11 protein-coding genes are annotated in these 16922 nt (G+C 60.4%); 7 read left to right on the top strand and 4 right to left on the bottom strand.

Features of this window, described 5'->3' with window-relative positions:
- Nucleotides 1-2: 2 nt before the first annotated feature.
- The gene (locus tag L8951_RS00570; protein WP_244381039.1) at nt 3-998 is read right to left on the bottom strand and encodes an NAD-dependent epimerase/dehydratase family protein; all 996 of its coding nucleotides are present in this window, start codon (nt 996-998) and stop codon (nt 3-5) included.
- Nucleotides 999-1078: 80 nt separating this feature from the next.
- Between L8951_RS00570 and L8951_RS00565 the strand changes: the two genes are divergently transcribed.
- Nucleotides 1079-2089 carry a mechanosensitive ion channel family protein gene (locus tag L8951_RS00565; protein ID WP_244381038.1) on the top strand — a complete coding sequence of 337 codons (1011 nt, stop codon included), beginning with the start codon at nt 1079-1081 and terminating at the stop codon, nt 2087-2089.
- 60 nt (nt 2090-2149) lie between these two features.
- Here the strand turns inward: L8951_RS00565 and L8951_RS00560 are convergent, their stop codons facing one another.
- Both L8951_RS00560 and L8951_RS00555 read right to left on the bottom strand, forming a co-directional pair.
- Nucleotides 2150-4516 (bottom strand): DUF305 domain-containing protein, encoded by a 2367-nt coding sequence (locus L8951_RS00560; RefSeq protein ID WP_244381037.1) that lies wholly within the window; start codon nt 4514-4516, stop codon nt 2150-2152.
- Nucleotides 4517-4627: 111 nt separating this feature from the next.
- Nucleotides 4628-5833 (bottom strand): SDR family oxidoreductase, encoded by a 1206-nt coding sequence (locus tag L8951_RS00555; RefSeq protein WP_244381036.1) that lies wholly within the window; start codon nt 5831-5833, stop codon nt 4628-4630.
- Nucleotides 5834-5943: 110 nt separating this feature from the next.
- On the opposite strand from L8951_RS00555, the gene tviB reads away from it, so the two are divergent.
- The 5 genes from tviB to L8951_RS00530 all read left to right on the top strand — a co-directional run bounded on the left by tviB (nt 5944) and on the right by L8951_RS00530 (nt 15046).
- Nucleotides 5944-7221: a Vi polysaccharide biosynthesis UDP-N-acetylglucosamine C-6 dehydrogenase TviB gene (gene tviB, locus L8951_RS00550; RefSeq protein ID WP_244381034.1), complete on the top strand. Its 1278-nt coding sequence runs from the start codon at nt 5944-5946 to the stop codon at nt 7219-7221.
- A 449-nt stretch (nt 7222-7670) separates the two neighbouring features.
- Entirely contained in the window at nt 7671-10691 is a 3021-nt protein-coding gene (locus L8951_RS00545) for a S8 family peptidase (RefSeq protein WP_244381032.1), read from the top strand.
- A 102-nt stretch (nt 10692-10793) separates the two neighbouring features.
- Nucleotides 10794-13352, top strand: coding sequence for an EAL domain-containing protein (locus L8951_RS00540; RefSeq protein WP_244381031.1), 2559 nt, complete (start codon nt 10794-10796; stop codon nt 13350-13352).
- A 463-nt stretch (nt 13353-13815) separates the two neighbouring features.
- A complete protein-coding gene (locus L8951_RS00535; protein WP_244381030.1) occupies nt 13816-14049 on the top strand; it encodes a hypothetical protein in 234 nt (77 codons plus the stop codon).
- Between the two features lies 1 nt (nt 14050).
- Nucleotides 14051-15046, top strand: a complete 996-nt coding sequence (locus tag L8951_RS00530; RefSeq protein WP_244381029.1) for a sensor domain-containing diguanylate cyclase — start codon at nt 14051-14053, stop codon at nt 15044-15046.
- 222 nt (nt 15047-15268) lie between these two features.
- On the opposite strand, the gene L8951_RS00525 is transcribed toward L8951_RS00530, so the two are convergent.
- Nucleotides 15269-15901: a hypothetical protein gene (locus L8951_RS00525; RefSeq protein WP_244381027.1), complete on the bottom strand. Its 633-nt coding sequence runs from the start codon at nt 15899-15901 to the stop codon at nt 15269-15271.
- Between the two features lie 188 nt (nt 15902-16089).
- Here L8951_RS00525 and L8951_RS00520 point away from each other — a divergent pair, with 188 nt between their 5' ends.
- Nucleotides 16090-16896 (top strand): alpha/beta hydrolase, encoded by an 807-nt coding sequence (locus tag L8951_RS00520; RefSeq protein ID WP_244381026.1) that lies wholly within the window; start codon nt 16090-16092, stop codon nt 16894-16896.
- Nucleotides 16897-16922: the final 26 nt, after the last annotated feature.

Here is a 16922-nt window from a genome sequence, read left to right as displayed (position 1 = left end):
TCCTAGCTGAGGTCGTGATAGTCGGCATACCAGCGCACGAATGCGCGCGCGCCGGTCTCGAGCGGGGTGGTCGGGGAAAATCCGGTCGCGGCCTGAAGCGGCGCGATGTCGGCGAAGGTGGCGGGTACGTCGCCGGGCTCGATCGCCGCGAGTTCGGTGCGCGCCTTGCGCCCGGTGGCCTCCTCGAGGATCGCGACCAGCGTGGCGACCTTCTCGGGCTGGTGGTTGCCGATGTTGAAGAGCGCATGGGGGGCCTTCGACCCGCCCGGCTTCTCGCTGCCATCATCGGCGGGCGGGCGCTCGAGGCAGGCGAGGATGCCGCCCACGATATCGTCGATATAGGTGAAGTCGCGCCGCATCCGCCCGTGGTTGAACAGCCGGATCGTCTCGCCCTTGTAGAGCGCCTCGGTGAACAGCCACATCGCCATGTCGGGGCGGCCCCACGGACCGTAGACGGTGAAGAAGCGTAGCCCCGTCATCGGCACGCGGTAGAGATGCGCATAGCTCTCGCTCATCAGCTCGCCCGCGCGCTTGGTCGCGGCGTAGAGCGACACCGGGTGGTCGACCCGGTCGGCGACCGAGAAGGGCATCGCCTCGTTGCCGCCATAGACCGAGGAGGAGCTGGCGTAGACGAAATGCGCGGGCTCCTGCGCGCGCGCCAGCTCGAGCAGGTTGAGGTGCCCGACGAGGTTGGCGTCGGCATAGTCGTGCGGCTGCCTGAGGCTGTGCCGCACCCCGGCCTGCGCGCCGAGGTGGATGATCCGGTTGAAGCGGTGGCGGCGCCCGAGGTCGGCCATCGCCGCCCGGTCAGCAAAGTCGATCTTCTCGAAGGTCAACCCCGAGGGCGCGCCGATCCAGTCGAGCCGCGCGCGCTTGAGCGCGGGATCGTAATAGGCGTTGAGATTGTCGATCCCGACCACGCGTTCACCCCGCTCGAGCAGCGCCTTGCAGGTCGCGGATCCGATGAAGCCTGCCGCCCCGGTGACGAGAATGGTCATGCGCCGCTCCTAACCCGCACCGCGCCGCCCCGCCACCCCATATTCGGAACCGCCGCGCCTACCCGGGCTTTCAAGCCCCCATGAACCTTCTCGCTTCCGCAACGATCGAACAGGTCGACGCCGACTTCAACGAGAGCATGGAGACCATCAACGGGCTGGTCGACGGCTTCTTCGCCGCGCTGCCCAAGATGGCGATCGCGCTGGTCGTTTTCCTCATCTTCTGGGTGATCGCCGGGATCGTTCGTAAGGTGATCCGGCGCGCCTCCTTTGGCGACGGGGGCTCGGCGCTTTCGACGGTCTTTTCGCGCATCGCTTACTGGGTGCTGTTGATCGTCGGCCTGTTCGTGGCGCTGACCATCGTGCTGCCCTCGCTCACGCCGGGCCAGCTCATCGGCGGTCTCGGGATCGGCGGCCTCGCCATCGGCTTCGCCTTCCAGGACATCTTCCAGAACCTGCTTGCGGGCATCCTCATCCTCATCCGCCAGCCATTCAGGGTGGGGGACGAGATCGAGAGCGGTGATTTCACCGGCCGGGTCGAGGCGATCGAGACTCGCGCAACCTTCATCCGTACCTTCGATGGGCGCCGCGTCATAATCCCCAACAAGCAGATCTATTCGGATCCGCTCAAGGTCGTCAGCGCCTTCGACCATCGTCGCAGCCAATATGACATCGGCATCGGTTACGGCGACGATATCCGACAGGCGAAGGCGATCATCCTCGAGACATTAGAGAACACCGAAGGGGTGCTCGGCGAGCCTGCTCCCGACGTTCTGGTCGAGGACCTCGCGGCGAGCTGGATCACGCTGCGCGCGCGTTGGTGGCACGACAGCGTGCGTTCCGACGAGGTCAGGACGCGCAGCCGCGTGATCGAGAATGTCGCCTACGCGCTGACCGAGGCGGGGATCGACCTGCCGTTCGAGACCAACGTGCTGCTGTTCCACGACCAGACCGAGGAAACCGACGGCGACCGGTCGGCGCAGCGCGAGGGCTGGCCGAGCCAGGACGACAATCCGCGCCCGCGCTACAGGCTCGACCGCCCGGGCGACGGCGATGCCAATCGCGGGCGCGCGGGCACCATCGAGGAGATCTGACGGCAGCCGCGAGGGGCAGGGCGCTCGCCCGCGCCTGCCCCCGCGACGCTGCCGCGCCGATCAGCCCGCGAGCGTCTCGAGCAGCGCGGCCAGCGCCGCCTTCCGCGCCGCATCCTCGCCGCCCTCGAGCACCGGGATCAGGCGCTTAACCAGTTCCATGTCGCCCGCCTTGAGCGCGGCGCGCAGCTGCGCGATCCGCGCCGGATCGAGGCTCTTGGCGCGCTCGAGCTGGTCGAGATAGGCCAGCGCCACTACGGGGTCGGCCTGCCAGCGCAGCTCGCGCTGCTGCTGCGGGTTGAACGGGCCGTCCGCGATCGCGAGCCCCGCCGCCGCGATCTCGTTGACCGACAGGAAATCGCTCGGTTCGAGCGCGAAAACGTCGAGCCCGCGCGTGATCTCGGTGCCGTAGAGCCGCCCGTTGTAGAAATAGGTCGACCAGTAGCCGCCGAAGCTCATCCGCTCGTCGAACACCGGGCCGCGGTCGAAATAGGCGATTTCGACCGGGTTGTCGCTGTCGGTGAAGTCCATGATGGACAGTCCGCCCTGGTACCAGGCCTGCGCGAACAGGTCGCGCCCGGGCACGGGGATCGCCGAACCGTTGTGCGCGACGCAATTTTCCTCGTCCGACTGCGGCGCGGGCAGCTTGTAGTAGCTGCGGAAGACGAGCTTGCCGTCGACGATGTCATAGATCGCGTCGGCACCCCAGGTGTCGGGGTCCGAGGCGCGGCAGCGCGGCCGCCCGCCGCCGCCCCACTCGTCGGTGAAGACGACCTTGGTGCCGTCGTTGTTGAAGGTGGCCGAGTGCCAATAGGCGAAGCCCTTGTCGGTCACCGCGTCGATCCGCACCGGCTTCATCGGGTCGGAGATGTCGAGCAGGATGCCGTTGCCCGAACAGGCTCCCGCCGCGATCTTGCGCTCGGGAAACACGGTGATGTCGTGGCACTGGTTGGTTTGATAGGTCGTCTGCGTGCCCTCGCCATGGTCGCCGCCGCGCCACAGGCCGGCGATATTGCCCTCGGCATCGGCGAAGATGCGGGGGCTGTTGACGATCCGCGCCGCGGCGGGATCGGCCACCGGGATCTCGACCACGTCGATCGAGAACAGCGCGGTGCGCGTGTCGCCCGGCACAAAGCCGATACATCCCGCCAGCTCCTTCTCGTCGCGCACCCCCGCGGTGCCCGAGACATAGACGATCACACGCTCGTCGTTCGCATCGACGATCGAATGGGTGTGGCTGCCGCGGCAGGTCTGAACGAGGCCCACTTGGCGGGGCATCGCGAGGTCGGAGATGTCGAAGATGCGGATGCCGCGAAAGCGCTCCTCGCTGACGTCCTCGCTGACTCCCTCGAGCCCGCAATCGACCCGCCCGCGACCCTGCTCGACGCTCATGATCAGGAGGTCGCCGACCACCGACACGTCGCCCTGTCCGCCCGGGCAGACCACCGAGCTGAGCAGTTCGGGCACCCCGTCCTCGGCGAGCCGGTACATGTTGAAACCGTGATAGTTGCCGACGAACAGCTTGTCCTTGTCGAATGCCATATCAGTCTGCGCGAAGCTGAGCAGCGGCGAGCGCGCGTCCCACACGCGGTCGGGTACGCCGTCGCCGTCCTCGTCGCTGTCCGACAGGGGCGGCAGTCCCGAGGGGCTGGCGGGGTCGAAGAACCCGACTGGCTTTTTGAGGCTGGCCACCTTGCGCAGGTTCCAGATGGCCTCGCCCGCGTCGTACAACCCGGGGGCGAGCCCGACGCGGGGGTCTTCCGACAGCCCGGCGAGCAGCAGGTTCATCTTGGCGATCTCGGCGCGCTGGTCGGCGACCACGTCGTTGGCGAACTCGGCGAGCAGCGGGTCGCGCGCGGTGCCGGGAAGGTCGAGCAGGTCGCGCACCATCGCGAGCGCGCCCTCGTGGTGGGCGATCATTAGCTTGAGGAAGCGGCGGTCGAAGTCTTGTCCCTCGGCGGCGGCGAGCGCGGCCATCTCGGCGGGGCTGGCCATGCCCGCCATCGTCGCCATCGCCTCGGGGCTCATGCCGTGGTTGTCATGGTCCATCGCGCCTTCGGCCTTCGCCGCATGGGTCATAGGGTCGGGAGCATGTTCGCCGCGCTGTTCAAGCCACGTGCGCATGAAAGCGATTTCGTCATCCTGGCTCGCCGTGATGCGCGCGGCAGCCTCGAGTACTGCGGCATGAGCGCTCCGCCCCTCGGCAAGATCAGCCATTAGGGTGGCTTGGTGATGGTGATGGATCATCGCCTGCATGAATGCGACATCGGCCTCGGTGTAGCTGGTGTCGGCGATGGCACCTGCTTCCTCGGGACTAATGATCCGGGAGGGTTCGCCCGGCGCGCCAGGAAGGATGATCTGCTGCGCCGCGGCGGGGGCAGCAAGCGCGATCAGGCTGGCGCAGCAGGTCAGCCGCTGAAGATTGGTCATCGGGTCACTCCTCGTGGATGCTTATTTGCGCGCATGTTGAAGGGTGCGGAAGGAAAAGCAATCGAGCTTTTGACACACGGGCGCCCCCTGCCGACGACGGGCGGAATCAAGTCAAACTTTAGCGTCAGCCGTTGCGCGAGCGATGTAGTAGGGCAAAGCGGCTTCGATGCCCGCCTCAACCCTATGGCTCGGGGCGTAGCCGAGCGCATCGATCGCCTTGCTAGTATCAGCGCGCGAGTGGCGCACATCGCCCTTGCGAAAGGGGCCATACTCAGGGTCGTGAGGATAGTCGTGACCGAGATTGCGCAGTTTGTCGCGCAACATCGCGAAAAGCTGATTGAGGCTTGTTTGGTCGCCGAGCGCGACATTGTAGACTTGATGAAGAGTATCGTTGTCGGTGATCGCAGCGCGCAAATTCGCCTGAACCGCATTGGCAACGAAGCAGAAGTCACGGCTGGTTTCGCCGTCACCGTTGATTTTGACCTGCGCCTTGTCCAGCATCGCCGCAACCCATTTCGGGATGACTGCGGCATAGGCGCCGTCGGGGTCCTGCCGTGGACCGAAGACATTGAAATAGCGCAGGCCCACCGCCGGCTGCTCGTAAACCCGAGCCCAAACGTCCGCGTAAACCTCATTCATGAATTTGGTCGCGGCGTAGGGGCTCAAGGGATTACCGATCCGGTCCTCACGCTTGGGCAGATTAGGCTCGTCGCCGTAGGTCGACGAGCTCGCAGCGTAAACGACGCGCTCGACCTTCGCGTGGCGTGCGGCGTCAAGCATATTGATGAAGCCCGTCACATTGACGTCGTGGCTAGTCAGCGGGTCAGCGATTGAGCGCGGTACCGAACCCAGCGCTGCTTGGTGAAGAACGTAGGTCACACCCTCGACCGCCCTGGCGCAGGTTTCGCGATCGCGGATGTCGCCCTCGATAAAGGTGAATCGGCTCGCTGCCTCGGATGGAAGCACCTCAAGAACCTCATCCAGATTGCGCCGATGGCCCGTAGAAAAATTGTCTAGCCCGACGACTTCTTGCTCTGCAGCGAGCAACGCCTCCACGATGTTCGAACCGATGAAGCCGGCCGCACCGGTCACCAGCCAGCGATGTTTTTGATTTTGAAGGAGTTCGCGGGCGAATTCGTACATGTTAAAGTCCAAGCCACCTGTTGGGAATTTCGGATGGCCTTCCTTCAGTTTTGAAACGCGACTGTCAACGGCTTTGCAGGTCGCCTGCTGGCAGGTGGGCCGGTCGAAGCTTGGCGCAGGCGAGCGGGATTGCGTTCGCAGGAAAAATCGATCAAGCGGGCCTGCAATCTGCAAGGGTGCTGCGCTATGGGATCGGGCGTCCTGCACTTTTGTCAGGTTAAGGAACTACGAGGGCCGAAGGCCTTTAGGAGCGCAGTAGCAAAGTAGCTAGGGACTGAATTGTGATGTTGAAATTGGACGAAGTGCGGATTGCGGTCATCGGTCTCGGCTACGTGGGCCTGCCGCTGGCGGTTGAGTTTGGTAAGAGCCGACCGGTAATTGGATTTGACATCAACGAAGCCCGAGTGGCGCAGCTGCGCGAGGGACGTGACGATACTCTGGAAGTGTCCAGCGAGGAGTTGTCAGAGGCTCAGCACCTCTCGTTCACCAGTGATCGAGCGGACCTTTCAGGCGCAAATGTCTATATTGTCACTGTCCCCACGCCAATTGACGCTCATAAAAAGCCTGACCTTGGCCCTCTCGTTTCTGCGAGCCGGATGATCGGTCCATATTTGTCGGACGGTGATATCGTTATTTACGAGTCGACCGTTTATCCAGGCTGCACGGAAGAGGACTGCGTCCCGGTTCTCGAGCAAACGTCGGGGAAGAAACTCAACGAGGATTTTTACGTCGGCTACAGCCCCGAGCGAATTAACCCTGGCGACAAGCAACATCGCCTTCCTGACATCAAGAAGGTTACGGCCGGGTCGACGCGGGAGGCCGCAGACCTAGTCGACGCCCTGTACTCCACGATTATTCGAGCCGGCACCCATAAGGCTTCTGCGATCAAGGTGGCGGAAGCGGCCAAGGTCATCGAGAACACTCAGCGCGACCTCAATATCGCGCTCGTCAACGAGCTTGCGATCATCTTCTCGAAGTTGGGCATCGATACCGAAGCCGTTTTGGAAGCGGCCGGTACAAAATGGAACTTTCTTCCGTTTCGGCCCGGCCTGGTTGGCGGCCACTGTATCGGTGTCGATCCATATTACCTCACCCACAAAGCAGAGGCGATCGGTTATCATCCCGAGATCATTCTTGCTGGTCGGCGCCTCAACGACGCGATGGGGAGTTACGCCGCAAGCGCGCTCGTGAAAGCGATGTTGAAGCGGCGCTTACACGTGCAGGGTGCTCGCATTCTGATCCTCGGTCTAACATTCAAAGAAAACTGCCCGGATCTTCGGAATAGCAAGGTCATCGATCTGATCGCCGAGCTCAAAGAATTCGGGGCTCAAGTGGACGTTCACGATCCGTGGGTGGATCCCGAAGAGGCACGCCGCGAATACGGGGTCGAACTGGTGGCTGATCCTGGCACTGGAACCTATGATTCAATCGTGCTCGCCGTGGCGCATGATGAATTCAAGGAAATGGGTGTCGCAAAAATTCGTCAAATGGGCCGTGATCATGCGGTGCTATTTGACCTCAAATCACTCTTCCCCGCCGACGAAACCGATCTTCGCCTCTAGGTAAGACATCCGACGGGGGAGTGTGGTCCTGCGTGGCGCGCTCGGCACGGTCGCTCTTGGCCGTGTCGCTAGACCGTTGTGCGTAGTAGCATCGCTTCGCTCCCAGCCTACCCGCTTTCGCGAGCCATCGACATTCTTCGGGTCACCGCGGCCCGCAGCAGCGGCATGAGGTGGCGCAGTGTCGGCAAGATCTCATAGTGCCTTGCTGAGGTAGTCACTTAGCTCGATCGGCTTCAAAAGTCTTAACGTTTGGTGAAATTTTCGGCCGACATTTGCTGTCTATTCCCTGAAATACCGTCTTCGGGGGGAAGAAGAAGCCCTGAAATGCCCGAGTTTTGATATTAAATTCGTATTAACGGCTTCCAGTCACCCCTGCGTTAGTGCGGCTGAGTTAATAGCTTTCGGTGTGAGCCCCAAAAGCGGGGTCCGAAGGTGAAGGGGTAACAGCCATGAAAACCAAGTACGCCATCAGTGTAGCAAGTGCCGCTATCATGGTATCAGCAAGCCACGCTGCGTATGCTCGGGACAAGGTTGAACCTACGATCCAGAGCGGTCGTCAAACTGCGGTGGTTACACCGCAGTCCCTCCGTCATGGCGTGGTTGAAACTGCCGGGGGCACGGTTGATCCGCTCTACGGAACGATCGATCCCTTTTACGGGACGATTAATCCTTTCTACGGCGATATTCAGGCGTTCTGGGGAACTATCAATCCGTTCTATGGTACCATCAACCCCTTCTATGGCACCATCGAACCCTTCTATGGGACCATTCAGCCATTCTATGGAACCATCAATCCATTCTACGGTGATATCCAGGCCTTCTGGGGCGATATTCAGGCCTTTCACAACGGCACCCAAGCCCTGAATTCAACTTATCTGACGGGCGTCGGAGAGTTTTGGGCAGAGACGACCGCTGCCTGGAGCGATATTGATCAGCAGTGGGCGGCAGTTCAGGTTTCGGATGTTGCTCTTCTCACTGTGGCAGATGCTACCGCGTTGAATTCCGTTCATCGTCAGCTTCTCGCGCTGATGGATAAATCGAAGGCAAAATGGGGCAGTCAGGTCGCCGAAAAAACCGGGAAAAGTTTTGAAGAAGCGTTTGCCAACGTAATTTTCGCGCGGCACGGAATTGATATAAACGATCCCAATAGCCTTGCCAATCTAAACGCAATTGATCGCGCGCGTTTTTTCATGGACTGGCATGACAGCTTGATGACCTATTCTGGGTTCGACCATGTCGATCATTGGATGGGGGCAATCAACTGGACGCCCGCAATTACTCAGCAGCAGGGATCGGGTGCGGATACGGTGATCGGCATCATCGATAGTTCGATTGTTTCAAGCGCGGACCTTGCTGATAACGTCCTTTGGTCTGGCGGTAATGAGGTCGACCTTGGGGGACATGGCGCTGGTGTCGCCAGCCTCATCTATGCCGCCCATGACGGTGAAGGCGTGATGGGCATCGCGCCGAACGCGAAGATCACCGCGTATAATCCCTTTGGCGTGGACGGTACGGCAGAGTGGTCCGACGTAACGACGGCCATCGTTGCGTTGAAAACGCTGCAACTTTTCGGTCTCGATACGGATCCTAGGGCCAGTATCATTAACCTCTCTCTCGGCGAGAGTGGCTGGACGCTCGCGCCTGGTACGAACGACGTTTTCTCAGATCCTCTTGTGGCTGCCTTCAAGGACGATACAGTCTATGTGGTCGCTGCCGGCAACGACGGTGTGGCTCAGACTCAGGATATCGAATGGAACTTCGCAACTGACCCCTCGCTGATCGTCGTGGGATCGGTGAATCCGAGCGGCTCTATCTCGCAATTTTCGAATAAGCCAGGCAATGCCTGTCTGCTCGATAATGGCGTTTGCTACGAAGAAAACCTACTGCAGAACCGCTTCATCGTCGCCCCGGGTGAGATGATCCTTGTTGCTGATGGGCAGGGGGGTTTCGTCCGCCGGTCAGGCACGTCGTTTGCAGCCCCGCTTGTCTCGGGGGCCATCGCGCTCATTCATGACCGTTGGCCTTGGCTTGCCCAGCATCCAGACGAGACGGTCGAGATTATTTTCCGTTCGGCTCGTGACCTCGGCGACCCAGGTGTCGACCCAGTTTATGGCTGGGGAATGCTCGACGTGATTGCTTCGCAATCACCTCTCGATTTCGGCGCCCTTCAATTCACGCTTTTTGAAAAGAAAGGGCGTTTTTACCACAGCTACAACGCGCGAGCGCAAGACATTGTGGCTTCTGGAATTCCCTCGACGTGGGAGACCTCGGAGGTCTTCTTCCACATGCTTGAACATATCGGTGACACCCACCGAGATTTCAGCGTGCCCATGTCGACCGTTCTCTATGGCAAGAGCACCAATGTGAACGGTAGCTGGCAATACCTGCAAAGCTATATCAGCAGCCGATTTGCCGAGTGGATTCTCAGTGGGGGCACCGATTCTGATGGCGATGGCCGGGCTGGATTTAGCGATATCCAATCGATGGAGCGGCCTCGGATTGGCAGTTGGGGGCTTCGCTACGATGCAATCTTGCCTCGACTGACCCATGATGGAATTCTCACGCCTACGCACATGGCTGCCACCATGGAAGATCCTACCAACCGCATCCAACTGACAGTGGGATCCGGGCAGGGTGCGCTGGCGCTTAATGGTCGTCGCTTTAACATGGTCAGCGACCATGACCGGCACCTGGGGGGCGTCAATCCAGTTCTTGGGTTTGCCTCTGGCGATGCCTTTGCCGCGGCGCGCTACCAGCTAAGCGAGCACACGGGCGTAAAGGTGGGGCTCAGTCACGCGCGTACGGGCGCTGACGACATGGTGGGCTTGGACCCGATCGAATTTAAACTGCGTGACCGCCTTGAGGACCATCGGGCGAGTGCGCTTTCTGTCAAAGTGGACCACCAGCTTGCCAGCGGCTTTGGGCTGGAATTGGAATACACAAGACTCAATGAGGGTAATGCTCTCTTTGGGACTCAATCGACGCTTCCTGCTCTTATTGGGTCGGGTTCGGCTACTGAGTCCGTCAGTCTCTCGGCTGGATTAGACTTAGCTGGCGGATTCTCGATAGATGCCTCTGCAACGCTAGCGCGGAGCGAAATGGAGGAAGGGCAGGCGATTGCAGCGACGTCTCCCATCCTCAGTTCGGCCTCGCAATTAACCGTTAAAAAGAGCGGTCTCCTGGCGAAACGGGATGCGATCCGTATCTCTGTTGCCCAGCCACTCAACGTCGAGCGCGGGGAGATGGAACTTGTAAGTCTCGGGGTGACTGATCGAGAGACGGGTGACCTCGGAGAGGTTGTTCAGACCTTCAGTATTAAGGGCAAGCGACGTCTTGTAGGCGAGGCTGCTTACCTCGTGCCAGTCAGTCAACGAGGCGAACTATCGCTGTACGCTCGGTACGAAGCGGCCGGCGCGGAAAACATGCCGCAAAGCCATGTTCTGGGCGGAAGTTTGAATATCGGCTTCTAATCAGCACATCCACAAAAAAAATTAATCAATCTAAGCGATGTCTTGGATAATTGAGTAGTGTCTCGGGGGCAAAAAATAGTGTCGGACAATTTTCGAAAAGGCTTGGCAGTCGCATTCACAGCGTTGACTGTCGTCGCTGCCACTCCTGTTTCCGCAAGCACACCCGAGGAATTTGATCAAAAGATCGAGTTTGCGAAGAATAACATGATGGCTGACAGCGCGTCTGCTCTTGAAGCGGCGCGTGAAGCTCATGACCTGGCGAGTGGCAATGGCCAGCGTCTATCAATGGCGCGCTTGACCGCGAAGTGGTTGGAAGGCGAGGCGCTGATGCGCCTCAACCGCGGCACGGAGGCTGCGGAGATTATCGAGGCCTCTCTGCGTGACGTCGAACGCATCGCGCCTGATAGTAAATTGCATGCGGACCTTCTCCGCTCACGAGCATCAAATAGTGCGTACCGTGGGGAGTATGGAGACGCCCTTGCAGCTTACACCGATGCTCATCAGCGGTACGAAGCTCTCGGTGATGATCGAAGCGGTGCGATCGTCCTGCAAAACATTGGATCTTTATATGCGGACGCGCGCGATTATGAGCGCGCGCTCGGCTACTATGAGCAGGCCAGTGCGGCGTTTCCGGAGGACAAGGCCCTAACCTTGTCCGCTAAGAACAATCTCGGCAATGCGTTTAAGGAGTTGGGCCGATACGATGATGCCGAAAGCGCGTTTAATGAGGCATTCGAAATTGCATCTTCCATGGAGAGTCCGCTCCTCGAGGCGCGGATCCTTACTAACATTGCCTCAACGCTTTATCTGAAGGGCGAGTTGGATAACGCTGAAGCAACTTTGATGCGCGGCCTCGGCCTCGTGGACGCAGGGGCAGAGCAATGGGCACCTTTTCTTTATGGCGTCAGAGCTCAGATCGCGGTCGACCGCGGTAACTTTAAGCTTGCAGAGCGATACATCGCACGCACATTCGACGGGTTGGACCTGGCCACGACGCCGAGCTACTTCCGCGATTTCCACGAAACCGCGTTTAACGCACTTTCCGCACTTGGCATGTACGAGCGCGCCAATGCCCACCTCTTGGCGTTCAACCGATTGGAGGGGCAGGCACGCGATCTGTCAGCCAAAGCAAATAATGCCCTTCTCGCAGCCCGCTTCGATGCCGCCAATCGCGAACTACGCATCTCACGTTTGTCGGCTGAAAAGGCTGCCAATGCGGTGCGCCTCACTAAGGCTCAGAACCAAGTCTATCTTCTGAGTGCCGGGATTGCGTTCGCAATTATCGCTTTCCTGGGCGCACTTTTCACCCTTCGAACGGTCGCACGCAGTCGGCGCGCAATTGCGGCAGCCAACGATCGGCTAGTCTACGTGTCGCAGCATGATGGTCTTACCGATCTTTATGCGCGAGAGCACTTCCGCACACTCCTTGAGAAATATCAGGCGTGCGCGACGGAAGCGGGCCAGCAAGGCGTGCTTATGCTAATTGACCTCGACAGGTTCAAACAGGTGAATGACATATACGGGCACGTTGTAGGCGATCACCTCTTGGCCAACGTCGCCAAGCGTTTCCGTGCGTCAACGGGCGACGCTGCGATCATCGGACGACTTGGCGGCGACGAGTTCGGGGTGATTTTGCCGCCCCCCTCGACTATCGCGGAAGGTGAAGCAATCGCCAAGCGCCTGATCGAGGAGGTCAGCGCGCCATATCGCATCGAGGGTCATGACATGACCATCGGAGCTTCGGTTGGCATTACGGCGTTTGGGGAGAGTGGGGCGACTACGAGTTCGCTACTCACCAACGCAGACTTGTCGCTATATGAAGCCAAGGCTCGGGGTCGCGGTACGCATGTTACCTTCGAGCCTCGTATGCGACGAGAACTGGAAGAGCGGTCCAATCTTGAGGCGGATCTGGAAGCCGCGCTGCAGAACGGCGAGTTGGACATTTCCTACCAACCGATTGTGAGTTCTGACGGTCGCAAGGTTGTTTATTACGAAGCGCTGATGCGGTGGAATCACCCTATCCGCGGCCCGATTATGCCTAGTGTGTTCATTCCGATCGCTGAAAACGCGCTGCTGATTGAGCAGCTAGGGTGCTGGATGCTTCGGTCTGCCTGCGAGGCTGCTACAACCTGGCCGAAGGACGTGAAGTTGACCGTCAATGTCTCTTCGCTGCAGCTGCACAACAACGCATTCCTAGGCACCGTCGTCGACGCGTTGGCACAAAGCGGTCTTGAACCTCATCGCTTGATCCTCGAACTCACAGAGTCGGTCGTTCTTGAGATGGACGAGCAACTGGAAGCACTGCTGGCCAGCCTCAACAAAATTGGCGTGACATTTGCTCTGGACGATTTCGGGCGCGGCTACAGCTCGCTCAACTACATCGAAAAGATGAACTTCTCGATGATCAAAATCGACCGTGATTTTGTTCAGTCGGCAGCGGCAGGTTCTCCTAAAAGTGAGGCAATCATCACTGCAATTGTGTCCTTGGCAGAAGCGCTTGGCATCGCTGTAACCGCTGAAGGCATCGAGCGCGAGGAGCAAATGATGGCTATGTCTGCGCTGGGTTGCACGAGCTTCCAAGGCTATCACTTTGGACGCCCAGCTCCGCTGCTAAAGGCAGCTCTTTCGGAAAGCCGCACGGCCTCCGGGAAAGCCGCCTGAGACTGAATTTTCAACGGTTCTAACGCACCCTCTGTGACCTGCTGAAGATGTAGCTCATCACTCCAGAAGAAGCTGACTCGCGGAGGTGCCCGAGGCGAACCAACTGCGCTATCTTTCGACGCTTAACGTGCTCGCCAGTGAGCACCACAGTCGACCATCGTTTTCTTACGCTAGGACGTTCATCGAGGGGCTGCATGGATCGGAATAGAGGTGCGCTAGGACGACAAATTAGGATGGCGAGGCGCGACCCTCCTGGACGCATTCGATCTTCGGTTGCATCGTGAGAGGCTGGGAGGCTTGCGAGGACCGATTGCATCTCTGGTTAGGTTTCGCGCTGACCCTGGTTCTCATCTATCGACGGCCGCATGTTCGATCCCCATTACGCGAAAGTACGTAGGGGGCGGCAACCCGATGGTTACGAAATTTCGAGATGCTCAGTTAAATCGAGGATGCGAAAGCGATTATGAGCAACTCTGCAACGAAATTTGTAAACGAACTAATCCAACCGCTGGGCGAACGGGATATCCCGGAAGTACTGCGCTCAAAGGTCGAGGATCATCGTCAGAATCTCGAGGGTCTTGCCCTTTCCCTTGCTAGTAGCGGGGCCTCGGAAGAGATGATCCGTCAAGTTGTATCTGGAGCCTTCGCAAGCTTCGAAGCTGAATTTACTCGAACGATTTTGGAGATCCGGGGCTAAAATGCGTAATAAGCTGAAAACCGATGAACAAGGCCGGATCAGGGCTCTCAATCGACTTCAGATCCTAGACACCTCTGTCGAGAAGCCGTTTGAGAATATCGTTTCGCTAGTCAAGCAGACCCTCAACGTTCCTATCAGTGCTGTTTCGCTAGTCGACACCGATCGCCAGTGGTTTAAGGCATCCTGCGGATTGCCGACGAGCGAAACCGCCCGTGACATCTCATTTTGTACGCATACGATTCAGAATGAAGTCCCTTTCATCGTCGAAGATGCCGCTCAGCATCCGTTTATGGCTGAGAGCCCTCTTGTCACGAGCGAACCGAATATCCGTAGCTACGCCGGAATTCCTCTTAAAATGAGCGACGGGTACAATGTGGGCGCTCTGTGCGCGATCGATACCAAGCCGCGGGAATTTACCAAGGCCGAGATCGCCATCCTCGAGAATTTCGCTCGGATTGTTGTAGACGAACTCGAGCTACGCGAAATTGCCTCCATTGATACGCTCACGGGGTCTCTTTCCAGAAGGGCCTGGACCAAAGCTGCCGAGGCGGAGCTTTCGAGGATCTCTAGGTATCACCGAGATTGCGCAATTCTCATCTTGGATATCGACCACTTCAAATCGGTCAATGATGAGTTCGGGCATGACGTTGGCGATGAAGTGCTTGCTCGATTTGTGACGGTCGCTAGTGCACAGCTTCGCGAGACCGATGTGATGGGGCGGATCGGGGGTGAGGAATTCGCAATCCTTCTACCGGAAACTAATTTGGAAGCCTCTGTGGCCCTTGGAAACCGTATTTGTGATGCCCTGCGAGCTACCACGATGAGCTGCTTGAACGGTCGTGCCTGCACCGTCAGTGTGGGTGCCGCAAAGTTGGATGCAGCGATTGGGCTGAAGCGTGCGATGCGTTATGCTGACGAGGCCCTTTACGACGCTAAGTCGCTTGGACGCGACCGTGTGTGCTCCGCCGAGCCCAAGACAGAATCGGAAGCCGCCTGATTGTTTCCGGTTGTACGACTGGTCGTGAGCGTTGCCGCTCAAGCGAGGGGTCGGTCCTTGAGGGACGGCTCCTGGTGAGGGCTGCATCACGGGCCACACCATTGCGCATTTTCTGATCAAAGGCGCGTCCCACTAGCCGCCAATCGGCGGGCACGAAGCGCAGATTGACGCGGATAATGCAGCTCGGTTGATGACGTGTCAGGCGCTGGGCAGGGTGCCGGGCTAGTCGTCCGCTGCCGTGCTGCCCCCCGTCGTCGCCTTGTGGTGATCGCAGGTCACGGCGGGGTTGAAGGGGGTGAAGACCCCGTTGGGGTTGTCGCGAAACACCCAGACATGCCGATCGTAATGCGGTTCGAACATGTGCGCCTCGTCGATGGCGGTCGCGGGGTTATCGGCCATCTCGTCCCACGCCACGCAGTGGAAGGTAGGCGGCCCGGCGTTGCCCGCCGCCAGCCAAGCCGCGCGGAACACGAGGTTCTCGACCCCCACCAGTTCGAGCGAACCGTCGGCCTGCGGTTCGTAGAGCAGCACCGCCGGCTGCCGGAAATCGGTATGCGTCCCATCGCCGTCGACCCGCGGGCTCGGCGGCCCCTTGATCCCGAGCAGGTCGGGGCGGAAATAATGGATGCCCATCGCCCCTTCCTCGGCGGGGCGCCCCATCATCTCGGCAGTCTCGCACTTGTTCATGGGATCGGGGACATAGCCCTCGGCCAGCGCCACCTCGACGTCGGCAAACCGCTCGGCCGCGGCGCGAACCTCCTCGAGGCTGGGTTCCCCCACCGGATGCGCTTGCGTCGAGGCGCTCGCGAGGAGGCTGGCGACCCCCGTCGCCCAGAATAGACCGCAGTTGTGCATCCGCCGTTCCCTCCCCCTTGGCTACAGGCCGGTGATCCTAGGGCGCGAACGACATTAATGCAAGTTAATGACGGCTTGCCCCGGCCGCCACCGCGCCCTAGGCTGGTGATCGCTCGCGCGCGACGTGGCGGGGCGATGCGCAGGGGAGGGGCGACATGGGTGCGGGATGGACGGTTCTGGTCGCGGCGATGCTGTTCATCGGGTCGACCGACGTGGCGCGCGCGCCCGAGACACGGGTCTATCGCCATACCGGGCACGGCGCGCTTGAGGCCCATGTCTTCGATCCCGCGCCGCACGCGCGCACCGACGCGGCGATATTGCTGTTCCATGGGGGCGGCTATTTCACCGGTTCGCCGGCGGCCACCTTCGACACGGCGCGGGCCTTTGCCGAGGCGGGCTTCACTTCGGTCGCGGTCGAATATCGTCTCTCGAACGACCGGATCACGCCGTTGGAGGCGCTGGCGGATGCGTGCGCCGCGCTCGATTGGGTGCGGAGCGACCCTCGCTTTGCCGGCCTCGATCGCTCGAAGGTGATCCTCTACGGCGTGTCGGCGGGTGCCCATCTGGCGGTCAACAGCATCACCCATGGTTGCCGGCCCGACCGGCCGCCCCCGGCCGCGCTGTTGCTCTTCTCCCCCGGGCTCGACGTGCTCGGCCACGCGCCGCGTTTCGCGGCGCAGCTGAGGGGCAGGGCCGATCCGCGTGCGCACGCCCCGCTGGAGACCATGGCGGCGGCGTTGCCGCCGATCGCGATCGTCCACGGGGCCGCGGATGCGATCGACCCGATCGAGACCTCGCAGCGTCTCTGCCGCTTGCAGCGCCAGTTCGGCGGCGTCTGTCGCCTCGACGCGGTACCCGGGCGCGGGCACCTGCTTTCGCGCAGCCTCGATCGGCAGGTTCCGGGACCCGGGTTCGTGCCGGACCGCGAGGCCGCCCGGCGCGCCGATGCCTTCTTCATCCGCTTCCTGCGCGAGCAAGTCCTCGCGCCGCAGTGACCGACGCGCGGACGGGGCGGGATGGA

The sequence above is a fragment of the Sphingomicrobium astaxanthinifaciens genome, assembly GCF_022865105.1.
Classification (GTDB): domain Bacteria; phylum Pseudomonadota; class Alphaproteobacteria; order Sphingomonadales; family Sphingomonadaceae; genus Sphingomicrobium; species Sphingomicrobium astaxanthinifaciens.
The sequence above is the reverse complement of the archived record's forward strand: the minus strand, read 5'-3'. Positions and strand labels throughout refer to the sequence as shown.

What these genes read in the sequence shown, in the direction of transcription:
- L8951_RS00570 (WP_244381039.1), bottom strand. Translation starts at nt 998, where the DNA reads ATGACCATTCTCGTCACCGGGGCGGCAGGCTTCATCGGATCCGCGACC.
- L8951_RS00565 (WP_244381038.1), top strand. Translation starts at nt 1,079, where the DNA reads ATGAACCTTCTCGCTTCCGCAACGATCGAACAGGTCGACGCCGACTTC.
- L8951_RS00560 (WP_244381037.1), bottom strand. Translation starts at nt 4,516, where the DNA reads ATGACCAATCTTCAGCGGCTGACCTGCTGCGCCAGCCTGATCGCGCTT.
- tviB (WP_244381034.1), top strand. Translation starts at nt 5,944, where the DNA reads ATGTTGAAATTGGACGAAGTGCGGATTGCGGTCATCGGTCTCGGCTAC.
- L8951_RS00545 (WP_244381032.1), top strand. Translation starts at nt 7,671, where the DNA reads ATGAAAACCAAGTACGCCATCAGTGTAGCAAGTGCCGCTATCATGGTA.
- L8951_RS00535 (WP_244381030.1), top strand. Translation starts at nt 13,816, where the DNA reads ATGAGCAACTCTGCAACGAAATTTGTAAACGAACTAATCCAACCGCTG.
- L8951_RS00530 (WP_244381029.1), top strand. Translation starts at nt 14,051, where the DNA reads ATGCGTAATAAGCTGAAAACCGATGAACAAGGCCGGATCAGGGCTCTC.
- L8951_RS00525 (WP_244381027.1), bottom strand. Translation starts at nt 15,901, where the DNA reads ATGCACAACTGCGGTCTATTCTGGGCGACGGGGGTCGCCAGCCTCCTC.
- L8951_RS00520 (WP_244381026.1), top strand. Translation starts at nt 16,090, where the DNA reads ATGCTGTTCATCGGGTCGACCGACGTGGCGCGCGCGCCCGAGACACGG.